Annotated in this window: 16 protein-coding genes; all 16 read right to left on the reverse strand. The window is 38.3% G+C overall.

The window, feature by feature from the left end:
• Nucleotides 1–581 precede the first annotated feature (581 nt).
• The 16 genes from thrS to ACMZ42_RS14865 all read right to left on the reverse strand — a co-directional run bounded on the left by thrS (nucleotide 582) and on the right by ACMZ42_RS14865 (nucleotide 20,129).
• A complete protein-coding gene (gene thrS, locus ACMZ42_RS14790; protein ID WP_402868402.1) occupies nucleotides 582–2,513 on the reverse strand; it encodes a threonine--tRNA ligase in 1,932 nt (643 codons plus the stop codon).
• 449 nt (nucleotides 2,514–2,962) lie between these two features.
• Nucleotides 2,963–3,892 carry a primosomal protein DnaI gene (dnaI, locus tag ACMZ42_RS14795; protein WP_370075829.1) on the reverse strand — a complete coding sequence of 310 codons (930 nt, stop codon included), beginning with the start codon at nucleotides 3,890–3,892 and terminating at the stop codon, nucleotides 2,963–2,965.
• Nucleotides 3,893–3,916: 24 nt separating this feature from the next.
• Nucleotides 3,917–5,287, reverse strand: coding sequence for a replication initiation and membrane attachment family protein (locus ACMZ42_RS14800; RefSeq protein ID WP_370075645.1), 1,371 nt, complete (start codon nucleotides 5,285–5,287; stop codon nucleotides 3,917–3,919).
• Nucleotides 5,288–5,305: 18 nt separating this feature from the next.
• Entirely contained in the window at nucleotides 5,306–5,776 is a 471-nt protein-coding gene (nrdR, locus tag ACMZ42_RS14805; RefSeq protein ID WP_370075647.1) for a transcriptional regulator NrdR, read from the reverse strand.
• Nucleotides 5,777–6,079: 303 nt separating this feature from the next.
• Nucleotides 6,080–7,102: a glyceraldehyde-3-phosphate dehydrogenase gene (locus tag ACMZ42_RS14810; protein WP_370075649.1), complete on the reverse strand. Its 1,023-nt coding sequence runs from the start codon at nucleotides 7,100–7,102 to the stop codon at nucleotides 6,080–6,082.
• 874 nt (nucleotides 7,103–7,976) lie between these two features.
• On the reverse strand, nucleotides 7,977–8,573 hold the full coding sequence (gene coaE / locus ACMZ42_RS14815) for a dephospho-CoA kinase (protein WP_370075651.1): 597 nt from the start codon (nucleotides 8,571–8,573) through the stop codon (nucleotides 7,977–7,979).
• 13 nt (nucleotides 8,574–8,586) lie between these two features.
• Nucleotides 8,587–9,459: a DNA-formamidopyrimidine glycosylase gene (mutM, locus tag ACMZ42_RS14820; protein ID WP_415731912.1), complete on the reverse strand. Its 873-nt coding sequence runs from the start codon at nucleotides 9,457–9,459 to the stop codon at nucleotides 8,587–8,589.
• A gap of 12 nt (nucleotides 9,460–9,471) precedes the next feature.
• A complete protein-coding gene (polA, locus tag ACMZ42_RS14825) occupies nucleotides 9,472–12,099 on the reverse strand; it encodes a DNA polymerase I (protein ID WP_415731913.1) in 2,628 nt (875 codons plus the stop codon).
• A gap of 200 nt (nucleotides 12,100–12,299) precedes the next feature.
• Entirely contained in the window at nucleotides 12,300–12,731 is a 432-nt protein-coding gene (locus ACMZ42_RS14830) for a DNA polymerase I (protein ID WP_370075657.1), read from the reverse strand.
• Between the two features lie 961 nt (nucleotides 12,732–13,692).
• Complete coding sequence (gene hflC / locus ACMZ42_RS14835) at nucleotides 13,693–14,703, reverse strand: protease modulator HflC (protein WP_402868393.1); 1,011 nt, start codon at nucleotides 14,701–14,703, stop codon at nucleotides 13,693–13,695.
• The gene (gene hflK, locus ACMZ42_RS14840) at nucleotides 14,703–15,692 is read right to left on the reverse strand and encodes an FtsH protease activity modulator HflK (protein ID WP_415731914.1); all 990 of its coding nucleotides are present in this window, start codon (nucleotides 15,690–15,692) and stop codon (nucleotides 14,703–14,705) included. The genes hflC and hflK overlap by 1 nt, the downstream gene beginning before the upstream one ends.
• 178 nt (nucleotides 15,693–15,870) lie before the next feature.
• Nucleotides 15,871–16,584 carry an LrgB family protein gene (locus ACMZ42_RS14845; protein WP_415731915.1) on the reverse strand — a complete coding sequence of 238 codons (714 nt, stop codon included), beginning with the start codon at nucleotides 16,582–16,584 and terminating at the stop codon, nucleotides 15,871–15,873.
• On the reverse strand, nucleotides 16,581–16,949 hold the full coding sequence (locus ACMZ42_RS14850; RefSeq protein ID WP_370075665.1) for a CidA/LrgA family holin-like protein: 369 nt from the start codon (nucleotides 16,947–16,949) through the stop codon (nucleotides 16,581–16,583). Before ACMZ42_RS14850 ends, ACMZ42_RS14845 begins: the two co-directional genes overlap by 4 nt.
• Before the next feature lie 438 nt (nucleotides 16,950–17,387).
• A complete protein-coding gene (gene pnpS / locus ACMZ42_RS14855) occupies nucleotides 17,388–18,923 on the reverse strand; it encodes a two-component system histidine kinase PnpS (RefSeq protein WP_415731916.1) in 1,536 nt (511 codons plus the stop codon).
• Complete coding sequence (locus ACMZ42_RS14860) at nucleotides 18,920–19,636, reverse strand: response regulator transcription factor (RefSeq protein WP_370075669.1); 717 nt, start codon at nucleotides 19,634–19,636, stop codon at nucleotides 18,920–18,922. The genes pnpS and ACMZ42_RS14860 overlap by 4 nt, the downstream gene beginning before the upstream one ends.
• A gap of 52 nt (nucleotides 19,637–19,688) precedes the next feature.
• The gene (locus ACMZ42_RS14865; protein WP_402868386.1) at nucleotides 19,689–20,129 is read right to left on the reverse strand and encodes a MaoC/PaaZ C-terminal domain-containing protein; all 441 of its coding nucleotides are present in this window, start codon (nucleotides 20,127–20,129) and stop codon (nucleotides 19,689–19,691) included.
• Nucleotides 20,130–20,376: the final 247 nt, after the last annotated feature.

Raw genomic sequence — 20,376 nt, forward strand, 5'->3', positions numbered from 1 at the left:
TTGTATCAGGTGAGAAGCGGGCAGCCTCTACTTCAACCACAAACTTTGTATTCATTAACCTTAACTATAATAGCATGTACTTTATAAGCTGTCAAATATTTTTTAGCTTATTATTAATAAAGTAACCTGAAAATTTATAATCTAAGCTATTATAATGATTCATCTTCATAACGTGAGGTTGATTTCCGTTCCGGCTGGGCGCTTTGTTGCTGCCGCTTCGCTTTCGCACAGATAAAACATTTGCCGCTGACGCTTCGCTTTCGCGCAGAGCTTCCTGGGGGCGTCCGATGAGCCGATTCACTCGCGTTGCTCGCTCCAGGGTCTCGGGCCAACACGATGTTGGTCACGAAGGCGTTATCACAGGACGTGATGGTTTTAGCCTTCGTTCCTCTTAATCGCTGATCCCCGAGGAGTCGCCAGCCTCCACTCCAATCAACTTATAAAAATGGCATTTGTTTTAACAAGTGTCACCCCAACATTTGGTAATAAAATCAATAATATTGTTTTAATAAATTTAAGATTACCCTTCAAAAATTGCCGGCGAATTCTAATTAATCGCATCAACGGCAAAATCATTAAAATTATTTTGTAATTTCTGCTTTAATGTTAGCTAAGAAGTCTTGGAAGCTAATTGTTTCTGAGTCTTTTGAGCCGTAACGACGTACATTTACGCCTCCAGCCTCTACTTCTTTGTCTCCGATAACAAGCATATACGGGATTTTTTTCATTTGTGCTTCACGGATTTTGTAGCCTAGTTTTTCTTCACGGTCATCCATTTCAACACGTAAGCCCGCTGCAGTTAATTGCTCTTCAATTTGTTTTGCATAATCGAAGTGTGCTTCGTTTGAAACTGGAATAACTTCAACTTGTACTGGTGCTAACCATGTTGGGAATGCACCTTTATATTCTTCGATTAAGAAGGCAACGAAGCGTTCCATTGTTGATACAACACCACGGTGAATAACAACTGGACGATGTGGTTTACCATCTTCCCCAACGTAAGTTAAGTCAAAGCGCTCTGGTAATAAGAAGTCAAGCTGAACTGTTGATAAAGTTTCTTCTTTACCAATGGCAGTTTTCACTTGTACGTCAAGTTTAGGACCGTAGAATGCAGCTTCACCTTCAGCTTCGAAGTAATCTAAGCCAAGCTCATCCATTGCCTCTTTTAACATACTTTGTGCTTTTTCCCACATTGCATCGTCATCGAAGTATTTCTCAGTATCTGCTGGATCACGATAAGATAAACGGAATGAGTAATCTTTTAAATCGAAGTCTTTGTATACTTCTAAAATTAACTGTACTACTTTTTGGAACTCCGCTTTAATTTGGTCTGGACGAACGAAGATATGCGCATCGTTTAAAGTCATCCCACGTACACGTTGTAAGCCTGAAACAGCGCCTGACATTTCGTAACGGTGCATTGTACCAAGCTCCGCAATACGTAATGGTAGGTTACGATAAGAATGCATGCTGTTTTTGTACACCATCATATGGTGAGGACAGTTCATCGGACGCATAATTAATGTTTCATTGTCCATTTCCATTGGTGGGAAAATAGAATCTTGGTAGTGATCCCAGTGACCAGAAGTTTGGTACAGCTCTTTAGAACCAAGTACTGGCGTATAAACATGTTTATAACCAAGAGATAATTCTTTATCCACGATATAGCGCTCAATAACACGACGGATTGTTGCACCGTTTGGTAGCCATAGCGGTAAGCCTTGACCAACTTTTTGAGAAGTTGTAAATAACTCTAATTCTTTACCGATTTTACGGTGATCACGCTCTTTGGCTTCTTCAAGCATTTGCAGGTGATGTTTTAATTCTTCTTTTTTAAAGAATGCTGTACCATAAATACGTTGTAGCATTTTGTTATCTGAGTTACCTCTCCAGTAAGCACCTGCTAATGAAAGAAGTTTGAACTCACGAAGTTTGCCAGTCGATGGTGCGTGGATACCACGGCAAAGGTCGAAAAATTCACCTTGATAGTAAATAGAAACTTGTTCATCTTCTGGAATTGCTTCAAGTAATTCTAATTTGTACTCATCGCCAATTTCTTCATAAATCGCTTGTGCATCTGCACGGCTAACATTTTTACGCTCGATTTCTAGGTTTTCAGCGATAATTTTTTTCATTTCTTTTTCGATTGCTGGTAGGTCTTCAGCAGTGATTGGCGTTGGTGCATCGATATCGTAGTAGAAGCCACCTTCAATAACCGGACCAATACCAAGTTTAACTTCTGGGAATAAACGTTTAATCGCTTGTGCTGTTAAGTGTGCAGTAGAATGACGTAGGATTTCCAGTGCTTCCTCATCATCCTGTGTAATAATTGAGATTGTTGCATCCTCTTCAATTGGTGTTTTTAAATCGACTAAGACACCATTTACTTTACCAGCATATGCTTTTTTACGAAGTCCTGGACTAATTGATAATGCTACGTCATCAGTAGATGTACCTTTTGCAAATTCCTTTACAGCGCCATCTGGGAAAGTTAATTTAATTATATCTGACATTTTTTTGCACTCCTTCTAGTTTTGTTGTGATGCATGATTGAAGTCCAAGAATCCCCGGAATTTATCCTTATTCTGCAGGTGTTTGGACACCCACTGAAAAGGAACTACATCCGCATTCATCTCACCACTATTTTCCATTGAACGGAAATAAAAAAAGCTCCGTCCCTACGAAAGGGACGAAGCGTATGCTCGTGGTTCCACCCTTCTTCCTTCCGACTTTTTATAGTCAGACGAAGCTCAAGGCTAGCTAACGGGCTAGGGACCGGCGAAAGATTATCCCTTTCGCTGCTCAGTTGGTAGTAAATAGTGTGCTCGAACTAGGAAGCTTACAGCCAATGACTTCCCTCTCTAAAAGCCGCTACACAAAATTCATGTCCTCATCAATGCATTTTGTAATTTATTATATGTGACAGTATACGCTCGATTGTCGCAAAATGCAACAGTCAATCTTACATACGGCGATTTTTGCCACGCATTTCAATTGGCTCTGTCAAGGCTTTAACACGTTCCATAATACGTCCAGCCTTCACGACTTCAATGTCACCCTTTTGCGACTGTGCTAAATGATGCTCCAACTCATCATAATTAAAATTAGATGTAATGAATGTTGGCAGTTGCTCCGCCATGCGGTAATGGAAAATAGTCCCTAGAATTTCGTCTCGCGTCCAAGCAGTCAGTGTCTCGGCTCCTAAATCATCGAGCATTAGCACTGGTGCCTTTTTTACATAATCTATTTTTTCATTCAACGTATTATCGCCAATTGCATTTTTCATTTCTCGTAAAAATTCAGGCACGAAAACGACTACAGAACGAATTTTGATAGAGGCTAATTCATTCGCAAGTGCGCCCAGTACAAAGGACTTCCCTACACCAAATTTACCGTATAAATAATAACCCTTTGCAGGAAGCTTTCCTGTTTCCAATGTTGCCTTTACAAATTGTGCCGCTTTTTGAGCAATCATGACACGAGATTCATCGTCAATGAGTAAATCTTGAATGGTTGCTTGTAGCACATCCTTCGGCATATGCATACTCGCAATCATATTGGCTACATCACGACGTTCCTCCTCACGCATCTTTTGTTCACATCGTACATAATCAATTTCAACGGTACCCCGGACTACTCGTAAAGATGGTAAAAAACCTTTTAAGTAGTTTGTACAACTTTCCGTATTATCGCAGCCACAGCATACTGTAGATTGACTAATAAACTCATGGAGCTTCGGTAAATTACGTTCAATTGATTCATAGCTTAACTCATCTGCATGCTCTGCTAAAAATTCTTGCACACGAGGGTTTTCTAAAATTTCTCGACGCATCGCTTCGTAACGTTCTTGAAATGATGGTACATTAATTGCTCTTTTTAATGGTCCATTAATTGGTTCGATTGTCGTTCACCCTCCTTACTTATCACTTTTCCCAAGCATCTCCAATATCTTTTGACGCTCTCGCTCAAAATCTATCGTGCTTGAAGTGTTTTCTTCTTGTTGCTCGTTACGTTTGTAAAACCATTCAGGTACCTTCTCTTCACGTTGATTTCCTGAACGCCCTCTAGCACTTTGATTACTTTTCCTCGGTGTCTGCGGCTTATTTTTCCACGTAGTGTATTTATCATGCTCTTGGCGTGCTAGTTCCATTGCTTCTTTTGCTGTTTGAATATTTTTACGTACCCAATGATCCGCAATCGTTTCCACATATTTTTTAGGTAACTTCATATCAGTTGTTAGCATGACATATTCCAAAAGAGCATTAACAACACCTACTGGCATTCCATGCTGGACAATTAAACTCTCAGCAAGCTGCACGGAGGTCTGCAAAGGTTCTTTGCCATTATTGATATCTCGCAGTACTTGCACTGGAGGAGTCGTTTCTAAATATTGCTGAAGCTCCTGATCCTTTGTTTTTTGGCTTGATTCCTCTATGGATGACGGCTGTTTACTCACTCTAGCAAGTTTTGGTGGTTCTTTTGATACCGTTAGCTTATAAAAATCCGCAGCGGCCTTACGTAAACGTTCCAATGAAATCCCTAAATCATCATCTAATGCAAGAATCACTACTTTTTGCATATCAAGTGCCGTTAAGTGATATAAAAACGCTAATTTTGCTATTGATTCACGTACCTCAAATGTTAGTAGGCTTGCCGGCACTAGTTGCTCCGATAAGCCCGTTTGCAGTAGTTCAAAGTCAAACTGATCAAAATAAAACGGATATACCTTTTGCTGTTTATCCTTATGACTAGTATCAACTTGTAAATCATCTGGAATATTTGTACTTACAGGCTTAAAAACATCTATGAAGGCACGCGATACATCTTTAAATTCTGCATCTCTTGTAGATGGAATAAAACGCTGACGTAACTTCCGATAAGCTTGCTCCCCTATTTTACTAAATAAAAACATCGAGAGCAGTGGGTCTTTCATAAAGCTATCTGCATCAAGTGGACGTATCAACTCATATAAAAAGCTTCGCTGGCCAGCATCTTCTTTTTTCCATGTGCGTAACAGACCAATTGCTTCGAGCGCAATACGTGCCTCAAATACTTTACCAATAGGAAGCCCTAGCACATTCATTAAATAATAATGTGTCATTTGCTGCTTAGACATTTGTTCAGCTTCTGCCCATAGTGTTAAATAAAGGCTGATTGGCTCCGCTCCAATTAAAGGCTGATAAAAAAGCGTTACTAATTGACGTTCCTGCGTAGAAAGTGCATGAGGTAGACGAATGTCAAAAGAATCAGCTGGCTGCAATTCCTTATACAAATGGTTCAACGTCATTCACCCTCTCTGTTTACCTTATAATTTCTGTTCTGTCTGACGTTGGATAATTTCTTTAATTTCTTCAATAAAGACATTGATATCCTTAAATTGACGATAAACCGATGCAAAGCGCACATATGCAACCTCATCGATTTTCGCTAAGCGATCCATTACCATTTCTCCAACATCCTCAGATTGGACTTCGGAATTCCCAATGCGGCGAAGATCTTTTTCAATGGACATTACTAGGCCCTCAAGTACTTCAAGAGAAACAGGACGTTTTTCGCAAGCACGAATAAGTCCACGAAGTACCTTTTCACGGCTAAATTCTTCTCGCGAACCTTCTTTTTTCACGACAACTAAAGGTGTCTCTTCAATTTTTTCAAACGTTGTAAAGCGGAAGCCACATGACTCACATTCACGACGTCTACGAATTTCTTTATTATCATCAACTGGCCTCGAATCTACAACACGCGTTCCGTTAAATTGGCAAGATGGACATCTCATATAATTACTCTCCTGATTTCACAACAATTTAATATCTTTATTATAACAAATTTCCTATGTATAAGAAAAGCGCATTGACGCTAGTGTGCTCATGATAAACCTTGAAAGGAGAAAGTACAAGCATAGATTCTGTTGTCTAACAAAAAAAGCACATTGAAATCACTTGGATTTCAATGTGCTTCAGCCTAACTTCTTTCAGCTGGTGTCCAAACATCCGCTGAAAGAAGTTAGAGCCTCTGATGAATGTCACTGAATCGGAAAAAGGAGTTCTTTGTGCAAGCACAAAGCCGATTTCGAACGCAATTATGCATTAACTGTTTCTAAAGCTTTTGCCACTTTTTTCACAAGATCAACTACACGTGCAGAATAGCCCCACTCATTGTCGTACCAAGCAAGTACTTTCACTTTGCGGTTACCCATTACCATTGTAGAAAGTCCATCTACTGTAGAAGAGTAAGTTGTTGTATTGTAATCAGAAGATACTAGAGGCTCAACTGAGAAGTTTAAGATACCTTTCATTGGACCTTCAGTAGCAGCCTTCACAAATGCAGCATTGATAGAATCTACTGTTACGTCAGTATTTAAATCAACTACTAGGTCAACTAATGATACGTTTGGTGTTGGAACACGAAGTGCCATACCATGAATTTTACCTTCTAATTCTGGTAACACTAATTTTAATGCTTTTGCAGCACCTGTAGATGTTGGAATGATTGATTGTGCGCAACCACGTGCACGACGTAAATCTTTATGTGGATTATCTAAATTCTTTTGGTCATTTGTATAAGCGTGAACTGTTGTCATTAATCCGCTTTCAATTCCAAATGTGTCATTTAATACTTTGGCAACTGGTGCTAAGCAGTTTGTTGTACAAGAAGCATTTGAAATAACATCATGTTTTGCGATATCAAGTTTCTCATCATTTACACCTAAAACAATTGTTACGTCCTCGTTTTTACCAGGTGCTGTTAAGATAACTTTCTTTGCTCCTGCTTCTAAGTGCATTGCTGCTTTTTCACGATCATTAAATTTACCAGTTGCTTCAATAACGATATCTACACCCATTGTTGCCCATGGTAATTTTAATGGGTCACGTTCGCTAATAATTTGAACACGTTTACCATTGACAATTAAAGCATCGCCTGCTGGCTCAATTGTACCCTCGAATGTTCCGTGATTTGTGTCATACTTAATCAAATGTGCTAAAGTTTCAGCTGGATAGCTAGCGTTAATCGCAACGATATTTAAACTTTCTTGCACGATCGCTTGGCGGAAAACCATACGTCCGATACGTCCGAAACCATTAATAGCAACTGATACTGTCATTTATAAAATCCTCCTGTGAGTCATACTCAGATTAATTATATACTTTATGCGAATAGTATAACACAATTTCAAAAAAGATGAACATTATATATTCATAATATTAAAGTTCTTATTTTCTGAAAAATAAAATCACCTAAATTAGTCCTTATTATGGTATAAATCCACAAAAAAATGCATAGCAAAGTGTTCTTGCTACGCATTCGTGTTGTTAAAAAAACAAAATTGGCAAGGAAATCTCGGTGAATGGCATGCCTCTTTAATGTGATTTCCGTTCCAGGCTACTCGCTTCGCTTTCGCGCAGAGCAGAGCTTCCTGTAGGCGAGCGTCGAGCCGCTTCCTCCGCTGCGCTCCGTGCAGGGTCTCGCCTGTCTCGCTTTCCCACGGGAGTCGAGTAGCCTTCCACTCCAATCAGCAATAGCGTATAATTTCTATAAATTTTATTCATTTAAAAAGTAACACTATTGCTACTCACCTTAATCGAACAGGAAAGACTTATAACAGTGACGCATTGTAACCTATTATTGCTAATGCTTTGCTTTTTCACAATACTGCTGTAGGTTAATTTTATAACTATAAATTAGAATGCCCTTCAAGAAAATACTTGCTATGTGAAGTGTTGATTGGAGTGGAAGCTGGGCGACTCCTTGGGGATTAGCGTCACAGATGAGACCCTGGAGCGAGCATCGCGAGTGAAGCGGCTCATCGGACGCCCCCAGGAAAGCGCCCAGCTGGAACGGAAATCAACCACCCATTTTGCCGAAAGAGCCATACTTTATTTAATATGACATCTTAATTTCATTGACATATAGTTTTTCAAAAAAATGAAATGCGTAGCAATATGTCATTGCTACGCATCAAATGATTTTACAAATTTTTAATTAATTACGTTCCAATATGTCAGGATTTTTGTTAATTGGTGCTCTGTTTGTTCTAGATTTTCATTATTATATATAACCGCATGGGCACCTTTTTCTTTGACTGACATAGGTAACTGAGAACGCATTCGAGCTAGTGCATCTTCTTTCGATAAGTTGTTACGCTCCATTAATCGACGAAGCTGTACCTCTTCACTGACCGATACCACGATAATACGCTCGACAAAATGCTGTAACTGACTTTCAAATAAAAGCGGAATATCCATCACAACATGCTTTTCGCCAGCCTCTAAATAAGCATCGCGTTGGCGTAGCATTTCCTGACGAATAGCAGGATGCATAATATCATTTAGCATTTTACGCTTGGCAGGTTCGTGAAAAATGATATCGCCAAGCTTGGCACGATTTAAACTACCGTCTTCTAGCAATATATCTTGTCCAAAATTTTCAGCTATTAACTTTAAAGTCTCCGTTCCTGGTTCTACAACATCACGTGCAACAATATCTGCATCGACAATCGGTAAACCAAGTGCTGTCATCATTTTTACTACTGTACTTTTTCCGCTTGCAATACTTCCTGTTAATCCGATAATCATAGTTAAATCCCCTTTAATGTTGACAATTTGGGCAAAAGACTGATGTGCGCCCACCTATCGTCATTTGGCTTGTTGCAGTACCACACGTAGAACATATCTTCTTTCCATACATTTGCAGTCGATTCTGCATACTTCCAGCCTCACCATTAATATTACGATAATCTGAAATTGTTGAACCCCCAGCTTCAATGCTTTGACGTAAAATCGCGACAATTGCCTCGAATAATGCACGCTTACTCTTTTCACTGATGCGGTTCATCGTGCGTGCCGGATGAATTTTTTGAGCAAATAATGCTTCGGTAGCATAAATATTGCCACAGCCCGAAATAACCTGCCCATCCATAATGACATCCTTAACGGCCTTTTTCTCATATTTCGGTAACTTTGATTTCGCAATAAAATAATCACACGCTATTTCATCGAATGGCTCTGGCGCCATTTTTGTTAATGGTACATGATCTTCAATTTTTGTTAAAAAACGTAGTTCACCAAAGCGGCGTATATCCGAATAAATTAAATAGCCACCATCTGCCATTTGAAATGTAGCATGAATATGCTTTTTAAATTTTGCCTCAAGGATTTCCTCAGGCGAGTTCACCACAAACCATGCACCTGTCATCCCTAAATGACTAACAAGCACATAAGGGACATCCGCTTTTAGCAAATGAAAAAAGATGTATTTCGCACGTCGTTCGACTTTTGTAATCGTCATTTGAGACAAGGATATTTCAAATGCATCAGGCTCAGCTTGCTTCACGATACATTGCTTTCCCTCTCCAAAGGAAAAACGAATAATTTCAGATAGTTGAACCTGTTGAATTGTACGCCCTTCAATTTTAGGTTTTAATGCCTGGACGACACCTTCAACCTCTGGTAATTCAGGCATTTTAACCCCTCCTTATTTTGCTTCGTACCAAGTCGCACCGTAGTTAAAATCTACTTTTAATGGTACTGAAAGCTCGATTGCGTTCTCCATAACCTCTGGTACTATTTTTTCAAGCAATGCAATCTCCTCTTTAGGTGCTTCAAAAATTAATTCATCATGCACTTGTAAGAGGATTTTTGCCTGCATATTTTCTTTTTTCAAACGAGCATCCATATCAATCATTGCTTTTTTAATAATATCTGCTGCACTTCCCTGAATTGGCGTATTCATCGCAGTACGCTCTGCAAAGCTTCGCAGATTGAAATTCGAGCTCGTAATGTCAGGTAAATATCGACGTCTATTTAAAATCGTTGTCACATAACCATTAAACTTCGCATCTTGGACGATATCATCCATATATTGTTTTACACCCGGGAAACTCGCAAAATATTTCTCGATAAATGTAGAAGCTTCCTTACGGGTAATATCCAAGTTTTGCGATAAGCCGTAATCACTAATACCATAGACAATACCAAAGTTTACTGCTTTTGCAGCACGGCGCATATTACTGTCGACCTCATCTTCTGAGACATGGAATACATCCATAGCAGTACGTGTATGAACATCCATACCTTCACGGAAAGCATCGACTAAGTTTTCATCCTTTGACATATGGGCCAATACACGCAATTCGATTTGCGAATAATCGGCAGAAAATAATATCCAATCTTCGTTCGATGGCACAAATGCTTGACGAATTTTTCGACCTTCTTCTAAACGAATCGGGATGTTTTGCAAATTCGGATCCGTCGAGCTTAAACGTCCTGTAGCAGTTAGTGCTTGTTGGAAACGAGTATGCACCTTTCCATCCTCTTCATGGATTTCCTTTAACAGGCCTTCGATGTAAGTTGACTGTAATTTCCCAAGCTGACGATATAAAAGAATATGCTCAATAATGGCATGCTCTGGTTTTAATTTTTCCAATACATCTGCTGCAGTGGAATAACCAGTCTTTGTCTTTTTAATAACAGGAAGACCAAGTTTATCAAAGAGGATGACACCTAATTGCTTTGGTGAATTAATATTGAAGGCTTCTCCTGCTTCAGTATAAATTGCTTGTTCGATAACAATTAGCTTGTCATTTAATTCCTGACCCATCTTCTCTAATGTGGCACGATTGACCGTGATTCCCTCACTTTCCATTTCCCCTAAAATAGAAGCAAGCGGAAGCTCTAAATTTTTATAGAGTTCAAACTGTTCGTTTTCCTTTAACAATGCCTCAAGCTTCGGCTGTAAAGACCACACAGCAAAGGCTTTGCGGCTGGCATGCTCAGAAAGTGCGTCAATGGCAGGTATAGCTCGTTTCGCGCCTTTACCATAAACAGTCTCATTTGCCTGCACGTTACGATAACCTAGTTCTTTCGCAAGTGTTGCCACATCATCTCCACTTAACGCAGGATTATTAATATAAGAAGCAAGTAATAAGTCAAATTCCACACCAGCCAAACGAATTCCCGCACGTTTTAACGCAGCCTGAGATGCTTTTGAATCAGACATATACTTTATTTTAGTAGCATCTTCTAACCAAAGACGAAGGACATCTGATTTAGCCGCAATATCAAACGGCACATACATTGTTTTCGCTCCATCTGTTAGTGCAATGCCTAGTTGCTGACATGTATGATAATGCTCATCCTCTAGCTCCAAATGCACTGCCATTACATCTTTTAAATGCTCTTGTTTTACTTCTTGTACAATTTCATAGTCAAAAGGTGCTTGTTCCTCTTCTTGGACAGTAAAATCACTTTTCTCTAGCAATGATTTAAAGCCAAGCTCTTGCCACACGCTAATTAATTCTTCTTCATTCGGACCATTATAAATAAGATCCGAAAGCGTTATTTCAATCGGTGCCTCTGTAAAAATGGTAGCTAGCTTTTTACTCATTAGTGCCTGTTCTTCATTGGCAACTAATTTTTCTTTCATTTTAGAAGCCTTCACTGTATCCATTGCCGCATAAAGCGACTCTACTGAACCATGCTCTTTTAGCAATTTAACTGCTGTTTTTTCACCGACACCTGGTACACCAGGGATATTATCTGAAGAATCCCCCATTAAACCTTTCATATCAATAATTTGTTGGGGAGTTAAGCCGTATTTTTCTGCAATAAATTCTGGTGTATTTCTTTCAATTTCAGTAATGCCTTTTTTAGTAATATATACTGTTACTTGCTCAGTCGCGAGCTGTGTTAAGTCACGATCTCCTGATACGACGATGACGTCCATATCATGTGATGAAGCTTCTTTGGCAAGTGTCCCTATAATATCGTCCGCTTCGTACAGTTCAAGCTCATATCGCTTAATACCATAAGCATCGATAAGCTTACGTATATAAGGGAACTGCTCAGATAATTCTGGTGGAGTCTTTTGTCGACCACCCTTATATTCCGTAAATGTTTCATGTCGGAAGGTTGTCTTACCCGCATCAAAGGCAACCAAAATTTTCGTTGGCTGCTCTTCCTCTAATATTCTTTGTAGCATTGTTGTAAAGCCGTACACTGCATTCGTATGAATTCCACTATCATTCGTCAATAATGGCAACGCAAAAAACGCGCGATATGCTAAACTATTGCCGTCCAATAATAGCAATTTTTCCTTTGTCATGATTTTATCCTCCTGCGTTTTCGTCTTCTTAATTGTAAAACGAAAACGTATGTTTGAAAATGCCTCTTCCTTTTACTTTATCGAGAAAACGGGTATTTTACCAATCATAACGTTGAAAATCGCCAAATTTTCTACATCAATAGCTTAGGATTGACTGCACAAAAAAAGCCAATCACGCGTTGTAATTGACTTCATCTATGTTATTCACTGGCTTTATTAGTTTTTTCTTTACGATAAAAAATCTCTTCATATAGGACTGTCAAAATAAAGGCATTCATAAAGGCAAATACTAAAAATAATGGCATACCACCAAGCTGTGGATGTGTAAGCTCTGTATTAAACACCATGACAGTGCCGATTTGCGCTAAGAAGAAAATAAAGCCAATCCCTACTTGCCATATAGGACGTTTAACCTTGCGTTTCTCGTACAAAAATATTCTTTTAAATATCTTGCGTACATCCTCAGCAATAACTAAACCTAATAAAAACAAAATGACAAAAAATACTGGTATATGATAAACACTTTTTGTGATCCATGCAAAATCTGATAGACGGAAGAAAAGTGTAAATAACGATGCAATACTACAGGCTATTCCCAAATTTTGGAGCCACTTGCTAATTTGCAACTTCACAACTATTACCCCCATTTTTTATTTCTCGAACAATATCATTCTATCAGATAATAGTCATAAACGAAACACAAAATTATATATTTCTATCATTTTCATAACATAACATCTATAATTGAAAGATATTTATAAAAACATGATTAAAAATCCCTAAAACCAGACTAGAAAAATTAAATAGTATATAAGATTGCAATTTATAACTAGATCACTCTTAAAAAGCAGCTTCACTTTTCTTATTTTGAAGAATTTTTTATCAACGAAAGTACCGATACCTTCTAAATTTCATGAAAACTGAGATATATTATCGGATTCATTAAACATTTCTTCTATAAACTGCTTATTAGAGATTATATTTATTGTAAACGTATGCCATGCATAAGTTGATTGGAGTGGAGACTGGGCGACTCCTTGGGGATCAGCAATAGAGGAACGAAGGCTAAAACCATCACATCCTGTGATAACGCCTTCGTGACCAACATCGGTGCTGTTGCTGTCACTTCGTTGCACTACGTTTTCGCACAGAATGAAACCCTTTTGCTGCCGCTACGTTAGCACTACGCTTTCGCGCAAAAAACATCTGTTGGCCTGAGACCCTGGAGCGAGCAAATAGGGGAACGAAGGCTAAGAGCATCACATCCTGTGATAACGCCTTCGTGACCAACATCGTGTTGGCCTAAGCGGCTCATCGGACGCCCGCTCTGCTCTGCGCGAAAGCGAAGCGTCAGCGGCAAATGTTTTATCTGTGCGAAAGCGAAGCGTCAGCAACAAATGTTTTCTGTAGCGAAAGCAAAGCGGCAGCTACAAAGCGCCCAGTCGGAACGGAAATCAACCCCACGTTATGGTTAATGAGTCTTAAACCAGTAACTAATATGTAGAAATATATCGCCAGTTTCATAAATGTAAAAAAGCCGTCTCAAAAAGTTTGAGACGACTTCATATGCTTATCCCTGCAAGAATAATAGTGTTATTTTATATAGCCTGATAATATTTTTGCATATGGTGAAGTGGATGGTAAAATAATGACCGTATCTTCCCCTACAGTTTTCTTATATGATTCTAATGTACGGTACAATGAGTAGAATTCAGGGTCTTGAGAGAATGATTTATTGTAAATCTTAGCCGCTTCTGCTTCACCTTCCGCTTGAATCAATGCTGCATCCTTTTTCGCTGTTGCGAGCATTTCTTGAACTTCCTTATCTGTTTGAGCTTCGATACGGCGTTTCTCCGCATCACCTTCTGATAGGTATTTTTGCGACATTGATTCACGATCCGAAATCATATTTGTAAAAACGGATTGCTCATTTACAGTTGGCAAGTCGATACGACGAATACGAACATCTATTACTTCGATTCCATACTTATCATTTGAAAGCAACTCATTGACACGTGCAGTTACCTGATCGTTGATACTCCCACGTGAAGAATCTTCATCATTAATAATCGCCTTATATTCTATTCGACCAAGCTCTGAACGAATAACTGAATAAATAAACTCTTCCATACGTGATTCAACTTTTTCTATTGTTCCTGCGTTTGAAATTAGTTGCTTTGGATCTGTTATATGCCAAACTGCATAATTATCAATAATAATTCGTTTTTTATCCTTTGTATTAATTTCTTCTTCAGAAACTTCATACGTCATTTGGTTTTTTGGTAGCTTCGTTACGCTTTGAATAAATGGAACCTTTATCTTCAAGCCAGGCTCACTCTGAAATTTCACTACTTCTCCAAACTGTCTAACAACTGCGTATTCGGATTCTTTAACTATATAAACATTAGTAAATAATATTAAAGCAATAGCAAAAACCGCTGTAAATGTTACGGCAAGAGAAATATATTTTTTCGGATTCAACGGGCCTTTTTTCGACATTTTGACCACATTATCCACTGTACCCTCTTCTTTTGGAGCAGTATTTTTGGATTTACCTGATAAAAAATTGAGGAATTTTTCAAGATCCTTATTTTTTTGGTCCATTAGTTACCGCCCCCTTCTTTTTTCTCCTCTTTTGGTGATTCCTGTGCAGCAGGTGTCTCCTGTTTCCCAGGTTGCAAAGCTTGAAGAGGCAAGTATTTCATTGTACTGCCATCATCATTCATAATATAAATTTGTGCTTTCGGTAAAACATTTTCAAGCGTTTCTAAAATTAAACGCTCGCGTGTAATTTGTTTATTACCCTTATATTGCTCATACATTTTATTAAAGACAGCTACATCCCCTTGAGCCTGCTCAATACGGGCTGTTTTTTCACCTTGAGCCTTCGAGATAATAGCATCCTTTTCACCTTCAGCCTCATTAGTACGCTGATTATTATATTTTTTTGCTTGATTAATTTTTGTATTTTTCATTTCACGTGCGTCTGTAACAGCTGTAAAGGCTGCTCGCACATCTGCGTTCGGTAACTCAACATCCTGTAGTTTTACCCCTAAAACACTAATACCAATATCGTATTTTTCAATAAGAGAAACGAGTAAATCTCGTGATTTTGCTTCTATGTCCGCTTTTCCCTCTGTTAACGCAGCGTCGATTTTTGAACTCCCAATAATTGATCGAATTGCACTCGACGTAGCGCTATGTAATATTTTTTCTGGATCTTGTGAGCTGAATAAATACTTTTTCGGTTCTGTAATCTTCCATTGAACGACAAGGTCTGTTAAAACAATATGCTCATCCCCTGTAATCATTTTCGTTTCAGCATCATAAGCTTCCAATTCTCCATTTTTATCTTGCTTATAGCCAAACTTTAAACTAAATGTTTCCTTCGATAATACCTCAACCGATTGTACAGGCCAAGGTAATTTAAAATGTAAACCTGGTTCTGTTACTGTATTATCGGCACGACCGAACGTAATGACAACTGCTTGTTCTGATTCATCTACCGTGTACCATGATGTAAATACCGAAATAAGTGCAACAATCCCGAAAATGCCAAGTCCCACCATCATTAGTGACCTTTTCACACTCATGTCTAATCCTCCCTTAAGCTTAGTACTAATGTATACGGGGCACCTCTTAAAAAGTTTCAAAATATTTTAATAAACCATTTTTTTATTTTAGGCAGTTTGACATAAGGAGCAAGTTCACCAAACGTTCCTGCACTGGCCATCCAAATAAAATAGAACTGAAAAAAAATCCTGCTACCATTTAAGGCAACAGGATATTGACAACTAGATGTTCAAATGCTGGGAAAAATGTTGTTGATAAAACAATGCTAATTAATGCAGCTACAATCATAGCAAGACTTGCAAAAGTACCTTCTAGCTCACCAAATTCAAATGCTTTAGAGGTACCCGTACCATGTGCTCCCATTCCTAACAGTAGACCTCTAGAGGATGGTCGATGGAAACGACATACTTTAATAACTAATGGTGCTATTAGACTCCCTAAAATACCAGTTACCATAACGAAAACTGCAGTAAGAGTAGGAGAGCCACCAATCATATTGGAAATGTCCATCGCTATTGGTGTAGTAACTGAGCGTGGAACTATGCTATGCACAAGCTCATTATTTAATCCAACTAATACAGCAAAGATAAATGATGATGTAATAGCAACAGCTGAGCCAACTGCAATACTTAGAACAATTTCAAAAGCATGTTTCTTTAATAGGTCAAAATTTTTATAAATTGGTACCGCAAATGCAACTGTTGCTGGCCCTAGTAAATTTGATAAAATACCGGCCCCTGCAGTATAGGATTTATAGGATGTACCCGTTAGTAGCAAGATGATAATTGCCACTAATGGTGTGATTAGTATAGGTGTTAACCATTCCTTCTGATACTTTTTATAAAACATTTTACTAGTATAAAAAACTGCAATAGTACCTAGTAAACTTACTAAAGCTATTAACAAGCTCATGCAGTATCACCTTTCTTTCGTTGCCCTAGCAATTGTGCTGTGAAACCTGTTGCAAACATTACAACTATGGCACTCAATACAATAACAAGCACAGCTTTCACACCTTGCACACCGAATAATGCAGTATAATCGATTACTCCGATAGCAGATGGAATGAAAAATAGTAATAATTCACTAAGTAATAAACCTGCACCTAGCTCAATCCATTCAAGCTTAATAATATGAAACTGCAAAAGTAAAAACAATAAGACTAGTCCAATTATGCTCCCTGGAATCGGCAAGTGAAGTAGACGTGCAATACTATTCCCAATAAATAAAATTACATAAAGATAGCCGATTTGCACGATACTATTGACGATTTTCATGGTCATCCTTCTTTCAATTTTTTATCCCGCTTAACGGTCAGAATATAGATCACTTCTGATAAGTGCAGACCGTAAAAGCCTGATTGGTTCAACTAACAAGTACATTGTTTATTAGTTGAATATTATGCTACTATACTTTACACCTATTTACGTTACGTGTAAAACAGAAAAAGAATCTACCACCAAAAAGTTTGGTAATAGATTCTTCCTATTGGCGATAACTAAGCAACACAAATAAGTTATGCATCGGCATAATTGCGTCTGGAAGGTTTGACTTCTTTCAGCGGATGTTTAGACAGCCACTGAAAGAAGTTAAAAATTCCTCATATATAAAGATTTTTTTGGCTATTTTAAAGTCTTAACAATTATATAGGGGTTTCTACTGACAAGTATAAGGCCCCATTGTGAATCTAAAATTGTGCTATTGTAAAGAATTCGTTAATTTTTCGGAATCATGACAATCATTTTTGTCCCGACGCCAACTTCACTTTCTACCTGAATGCGACCGTGATGCGCCTCTACTAAGTGCTTCACAATAGCAAGCCCTAAACCTGTACCCCCAGAATTCCTACTTCGTGCACGATCCACACGGTAAAACCGTTCAAAGACACGGGCAATTTCATTCTTTTCAATTCCTATACCTTGGTCTTCAATTTCAAGAATACCGTACGTTTCATTTTCCTTTAATCGAATCGTAACGATTGTATTTTCCGGAGAGTACGTAATAGCATTAGTAATTAAATTAGTGACAATTTGAATGATACGATTCGCATCACCCATTACCTGAACATCACGTTCTATATCAACATGAAAGCTCATATTTTTCTCATCCAGACGAGGTCCAGTCAGCTCTGCTCCACGTATAAGTACATCTTGCAAGCCCATCGGCATAATATTAACGGTAAAACCATGCTGTTCAATTTTCGATAATTCTAGTAAATCTTGGATAAGCATCTGCAGACGGTTACTTTCCTTATAAATGATCTCTAAAAAAGATAGCAGCATTTTTTCATCCTTATATGCACCATCCAGTAAAGTTTCAGAAAAGCCTTTAATAGATGTAATAGGTGTACGCAATTCATGGGATACATTTGCTACAAAATCCTTACGAATCTGCTCTAAACGAACAAGCTCTGTAATATCGTGCATAACGATAACAACACCAAGCCATCGACCATGATCCCCTATAACAGGTGCTCCATACACTTCCTTATTGTACAGCTCCTGTTGGACCTCCATTTTAATTTGTTGTCGATAAGGCATTTCAGTTAGAAACACATGGTCGATAAATTGCTCCAGGGATTTAGGTAAGCCAATTGTACGAAAAACTTTCCCTTGTACATCGTCAATTTGCATACCGAAACGCTCTAAAAATACACGGTTCACGATAGATATATTCCCCTCACGTCCAATCATCATGAGGGAGCTTCCCATGTTTTCAATTAACGTTTTAAGCCTTTCCTCTTCTACCTCGCGAATCGCCGTAATATCCTGTAAGTTACGCGCTAAAATATTGATGGAGTGACTAAGTGGCATCATGCGTTCATGCTCATTTTCATGGGCACGAGCACGGTAATTTCCCTTCGCCAGTTCAAGTGCTGTATCTGTCACGTTATCAATAGGAGCAGTGAAATTTCGAATCATATAGCGACTTACAATAGCCATTAAAATAAGCGCTATAAAAAAAAGAATCGCTAGCACAACATAAAGTCGCGCATGAACAGTCGATATTAGAGAATCTGTTGCCTCAATGTTTTGAGCAGTATACAGTGCCTCTCTATCTTCTTTTGATAGTTCAATCTTTCGTTCATCTAATACTTGGTTAACGGATTCTTGCACCTGTGAACTAGCTTGCTCATTGTACTGTTCTATATAAACAGGAAAAAGCTGACCTATAACAATCATTAGGACAGCTAATATCGATCCAAGCAATAGCATGAATGTCAAGAATAAGCGGTTGCTCATTGATTTCATGTCGTCTTCGGCTCCTCGAATTTATAGCCAAGGCCACGAATTGTCTTGATGAACATCGGCTTACGGCTATTTTCTTCGATTTTATCGCGAAGGTGGCTAATGTGTACATCTACAATTCGAGTATCACCAGCAAAGTCATACTTCCATACAGCACTTAATAGCTGATCACGTGTTAAAACCCGGTTTTTATTTTCAAGTAAATAAATGAGTAGCTCAAATTCCTTTGGTGTAAATTCCAGTGCCTCATCCTGTAAAAATACTTCAAAACGCTCTGGAAAAACACGCAATTGTCCAAATTCAAACATTTTCTCTTGTGGCCCATTCTTCTCTTCTGGCACTACATTTTGTGTAAAACGTCTTAAAACCGCCTTTACCCGTGCTAACACTTCGCGCGGACTAAAGGGCTTTGTCATATAATCATCTGCTCCTAGCTCTAGACCAAGTACTTTATCGAACTCATCATCCTTTGCTGTTAGCATAATAATAGGTGTATTCATACGTTGTTGACGGATCTGTTTACAAACCTCCATACCATCAAGCCTTGGAAGCATCAAATCTAATAAAATTAAATCTGGTTGTAAGTCGATTGCCTTATCTAGACCCTCTTGACCGTCTGCGGCTGTTTCTACAAGATATCCAGCCTGTTCTAAATTATATTTCAATAATGTCGCAATCGAAAATTCATCTTCTACAACTAAAATCGTTTTTGTCATGTTTAAAGCCTCCGTTAGTGATTTGAAACCCCCATTTCAAATCTCAAGACGTCTATAAAGTAAGCGGTGGTGTCACCAGCAAAGTACCCTCAATCATAAGCTGCTTCTGCTCATTATAAGAGTGTACCGATACAGTAATTGTATTTTGCAATTTATTTACTTCTGTTACCTCTAAAAGAGTATCAAATAATTCATAATGATAGAGCGGTTCTAAATATTTTATATGTTGCTCAATAATTCGTGCACCTGGTCCAGGGATATACTTTGACACAGCTGAAGTAATAATGCCATTTAACATGATTGTTGGTACGATTGGCTTTTGAAAAGGTGTCATCGCTGCATAATCATGTTGAATATAAAGCGGATTATTATCATTCGTAAGTCCTAAATAAAGCAGTAAATCCTTATCTTCTATCTTTTCGGTAATATGAATCTTCTCGCCAACTGTAATTTCATCAATAGTGAGACCAAGCTTACTGTTTTTTTGAAGCAAAAATACGCCAACCCCTTTTCTATCATATACCTTCATAGTATCAATTTTATTCCAAAAGTACAACGAAAAGCAGAAGAACCATTTTATCTTCATTTAGCATTTTTTATTTGTAACAAATAGAACGCGACAGCTACCATTACACCAAAGCGAAAATGATAAAAGTTTACTACCAAAACGTGGGGTTGATTTCCGTTCCAGGCTACTCGCTTTCCCACGGGAGTCGAGTAGCCTTGCGATAGCGTAGAAT

The sequence above is a fragment of the Lysinibacillus sp. NPDC056185 genome (assembly GCF_047737915.1).
GTDB lineage: Bacteria > Bacillota > Bacilli > Bacillales_A > Planococcaceae > Lysinibacillus.

Bases quoted from the DNA above. Each gene is read 5' to 3' on its own strand.
- ACMZ42_RS14860 (WP_370075669.1), bottom strand. From the start codon at position 19,636: ATGACAAAAACGATTTTAGTTGTAGAAGATGAATTTTCGATTGCGACA.
- ACMZ42_RS14850 (WP_370075665.1), bottom strand. From the start codon at position 16,949: ATGAAAATCGTCAATAGTATCGTGCAAATCGGCTATCTTTATGTAATT.
- polA (WP_415731913.1), bottom strand. From the start codon at position 12,099: ATGACAAAGGAAAAATTGCTATTATTGGACGGCAATAGTTTAGCATAT.
- hflC (WP_402868393.1), bottom strand. From the start codon at position 14,703: ATGGACCAAAAAAATAAGGATCTTGAAAAATTCCTCAATTTTTTATCA.
- ACMZ42_RS14800 (WP_370075645.1), bottom strand. From the start codon at position 5,287: ATGACGTTGAACCATTTGTATAAGGAATTGCAGCCAGCTGATTCTTTT.
- ACMZ42_RS14810 (WP_370075649.1), bottom strand. From the start codon at position 7,102: ATGACAGTATCAGTTGCTATTAATGGTTTCGGACGTATCGGACGTATG.
- hflK (WP_415731914.1), bottom strand. From the start codon at position 15,692: ATGAGTGTGAAAAGGTCACTAATGATGGTGGGACTTGGCATTTTCGGG.
- pnpS (WP_415731916.1), bottom strand. From the start codon at position 18,923: ATGAAATCAATGAGCAACCGCTTATTCTTGACATTCATGCTATTGCTT.
- mutM (WP_415731912.1), bottom strand. From the start codon at position 9,459: ATGCCTGAATTACCAGAGGTTGAAGGTGTCGTCCAGGCATTAAAACCT.
- thrS (WP_402868402.1), bottom strand. From the start codon at position 2,513: ATGTCAGATATAATTAAATTAACTTTCCCAGATGGCGCTGTAAAGGAA.
- coaE (WP_370075651.1), bottom strand. From the start codon at position 8,573: ATGATTATCGGATTAACAGGAAGTATTGCAAGCGGAAAAAGTACAGTA.
- nrdR (WP_370075647.1), bottom strand. From the start codon at position 5,776: ATGAGATGTCCATCTTGCCAATTTAACGGAACGCGTGTTGTAGATTCG.
- ACMZ42_RS14845 (WP_415731915.1), bottom strand. From the start codon at position 16,584: ATGAGCTTGTTAATAGCTTTAGTAAGTTTACTAGGTACTATTGCAGTT.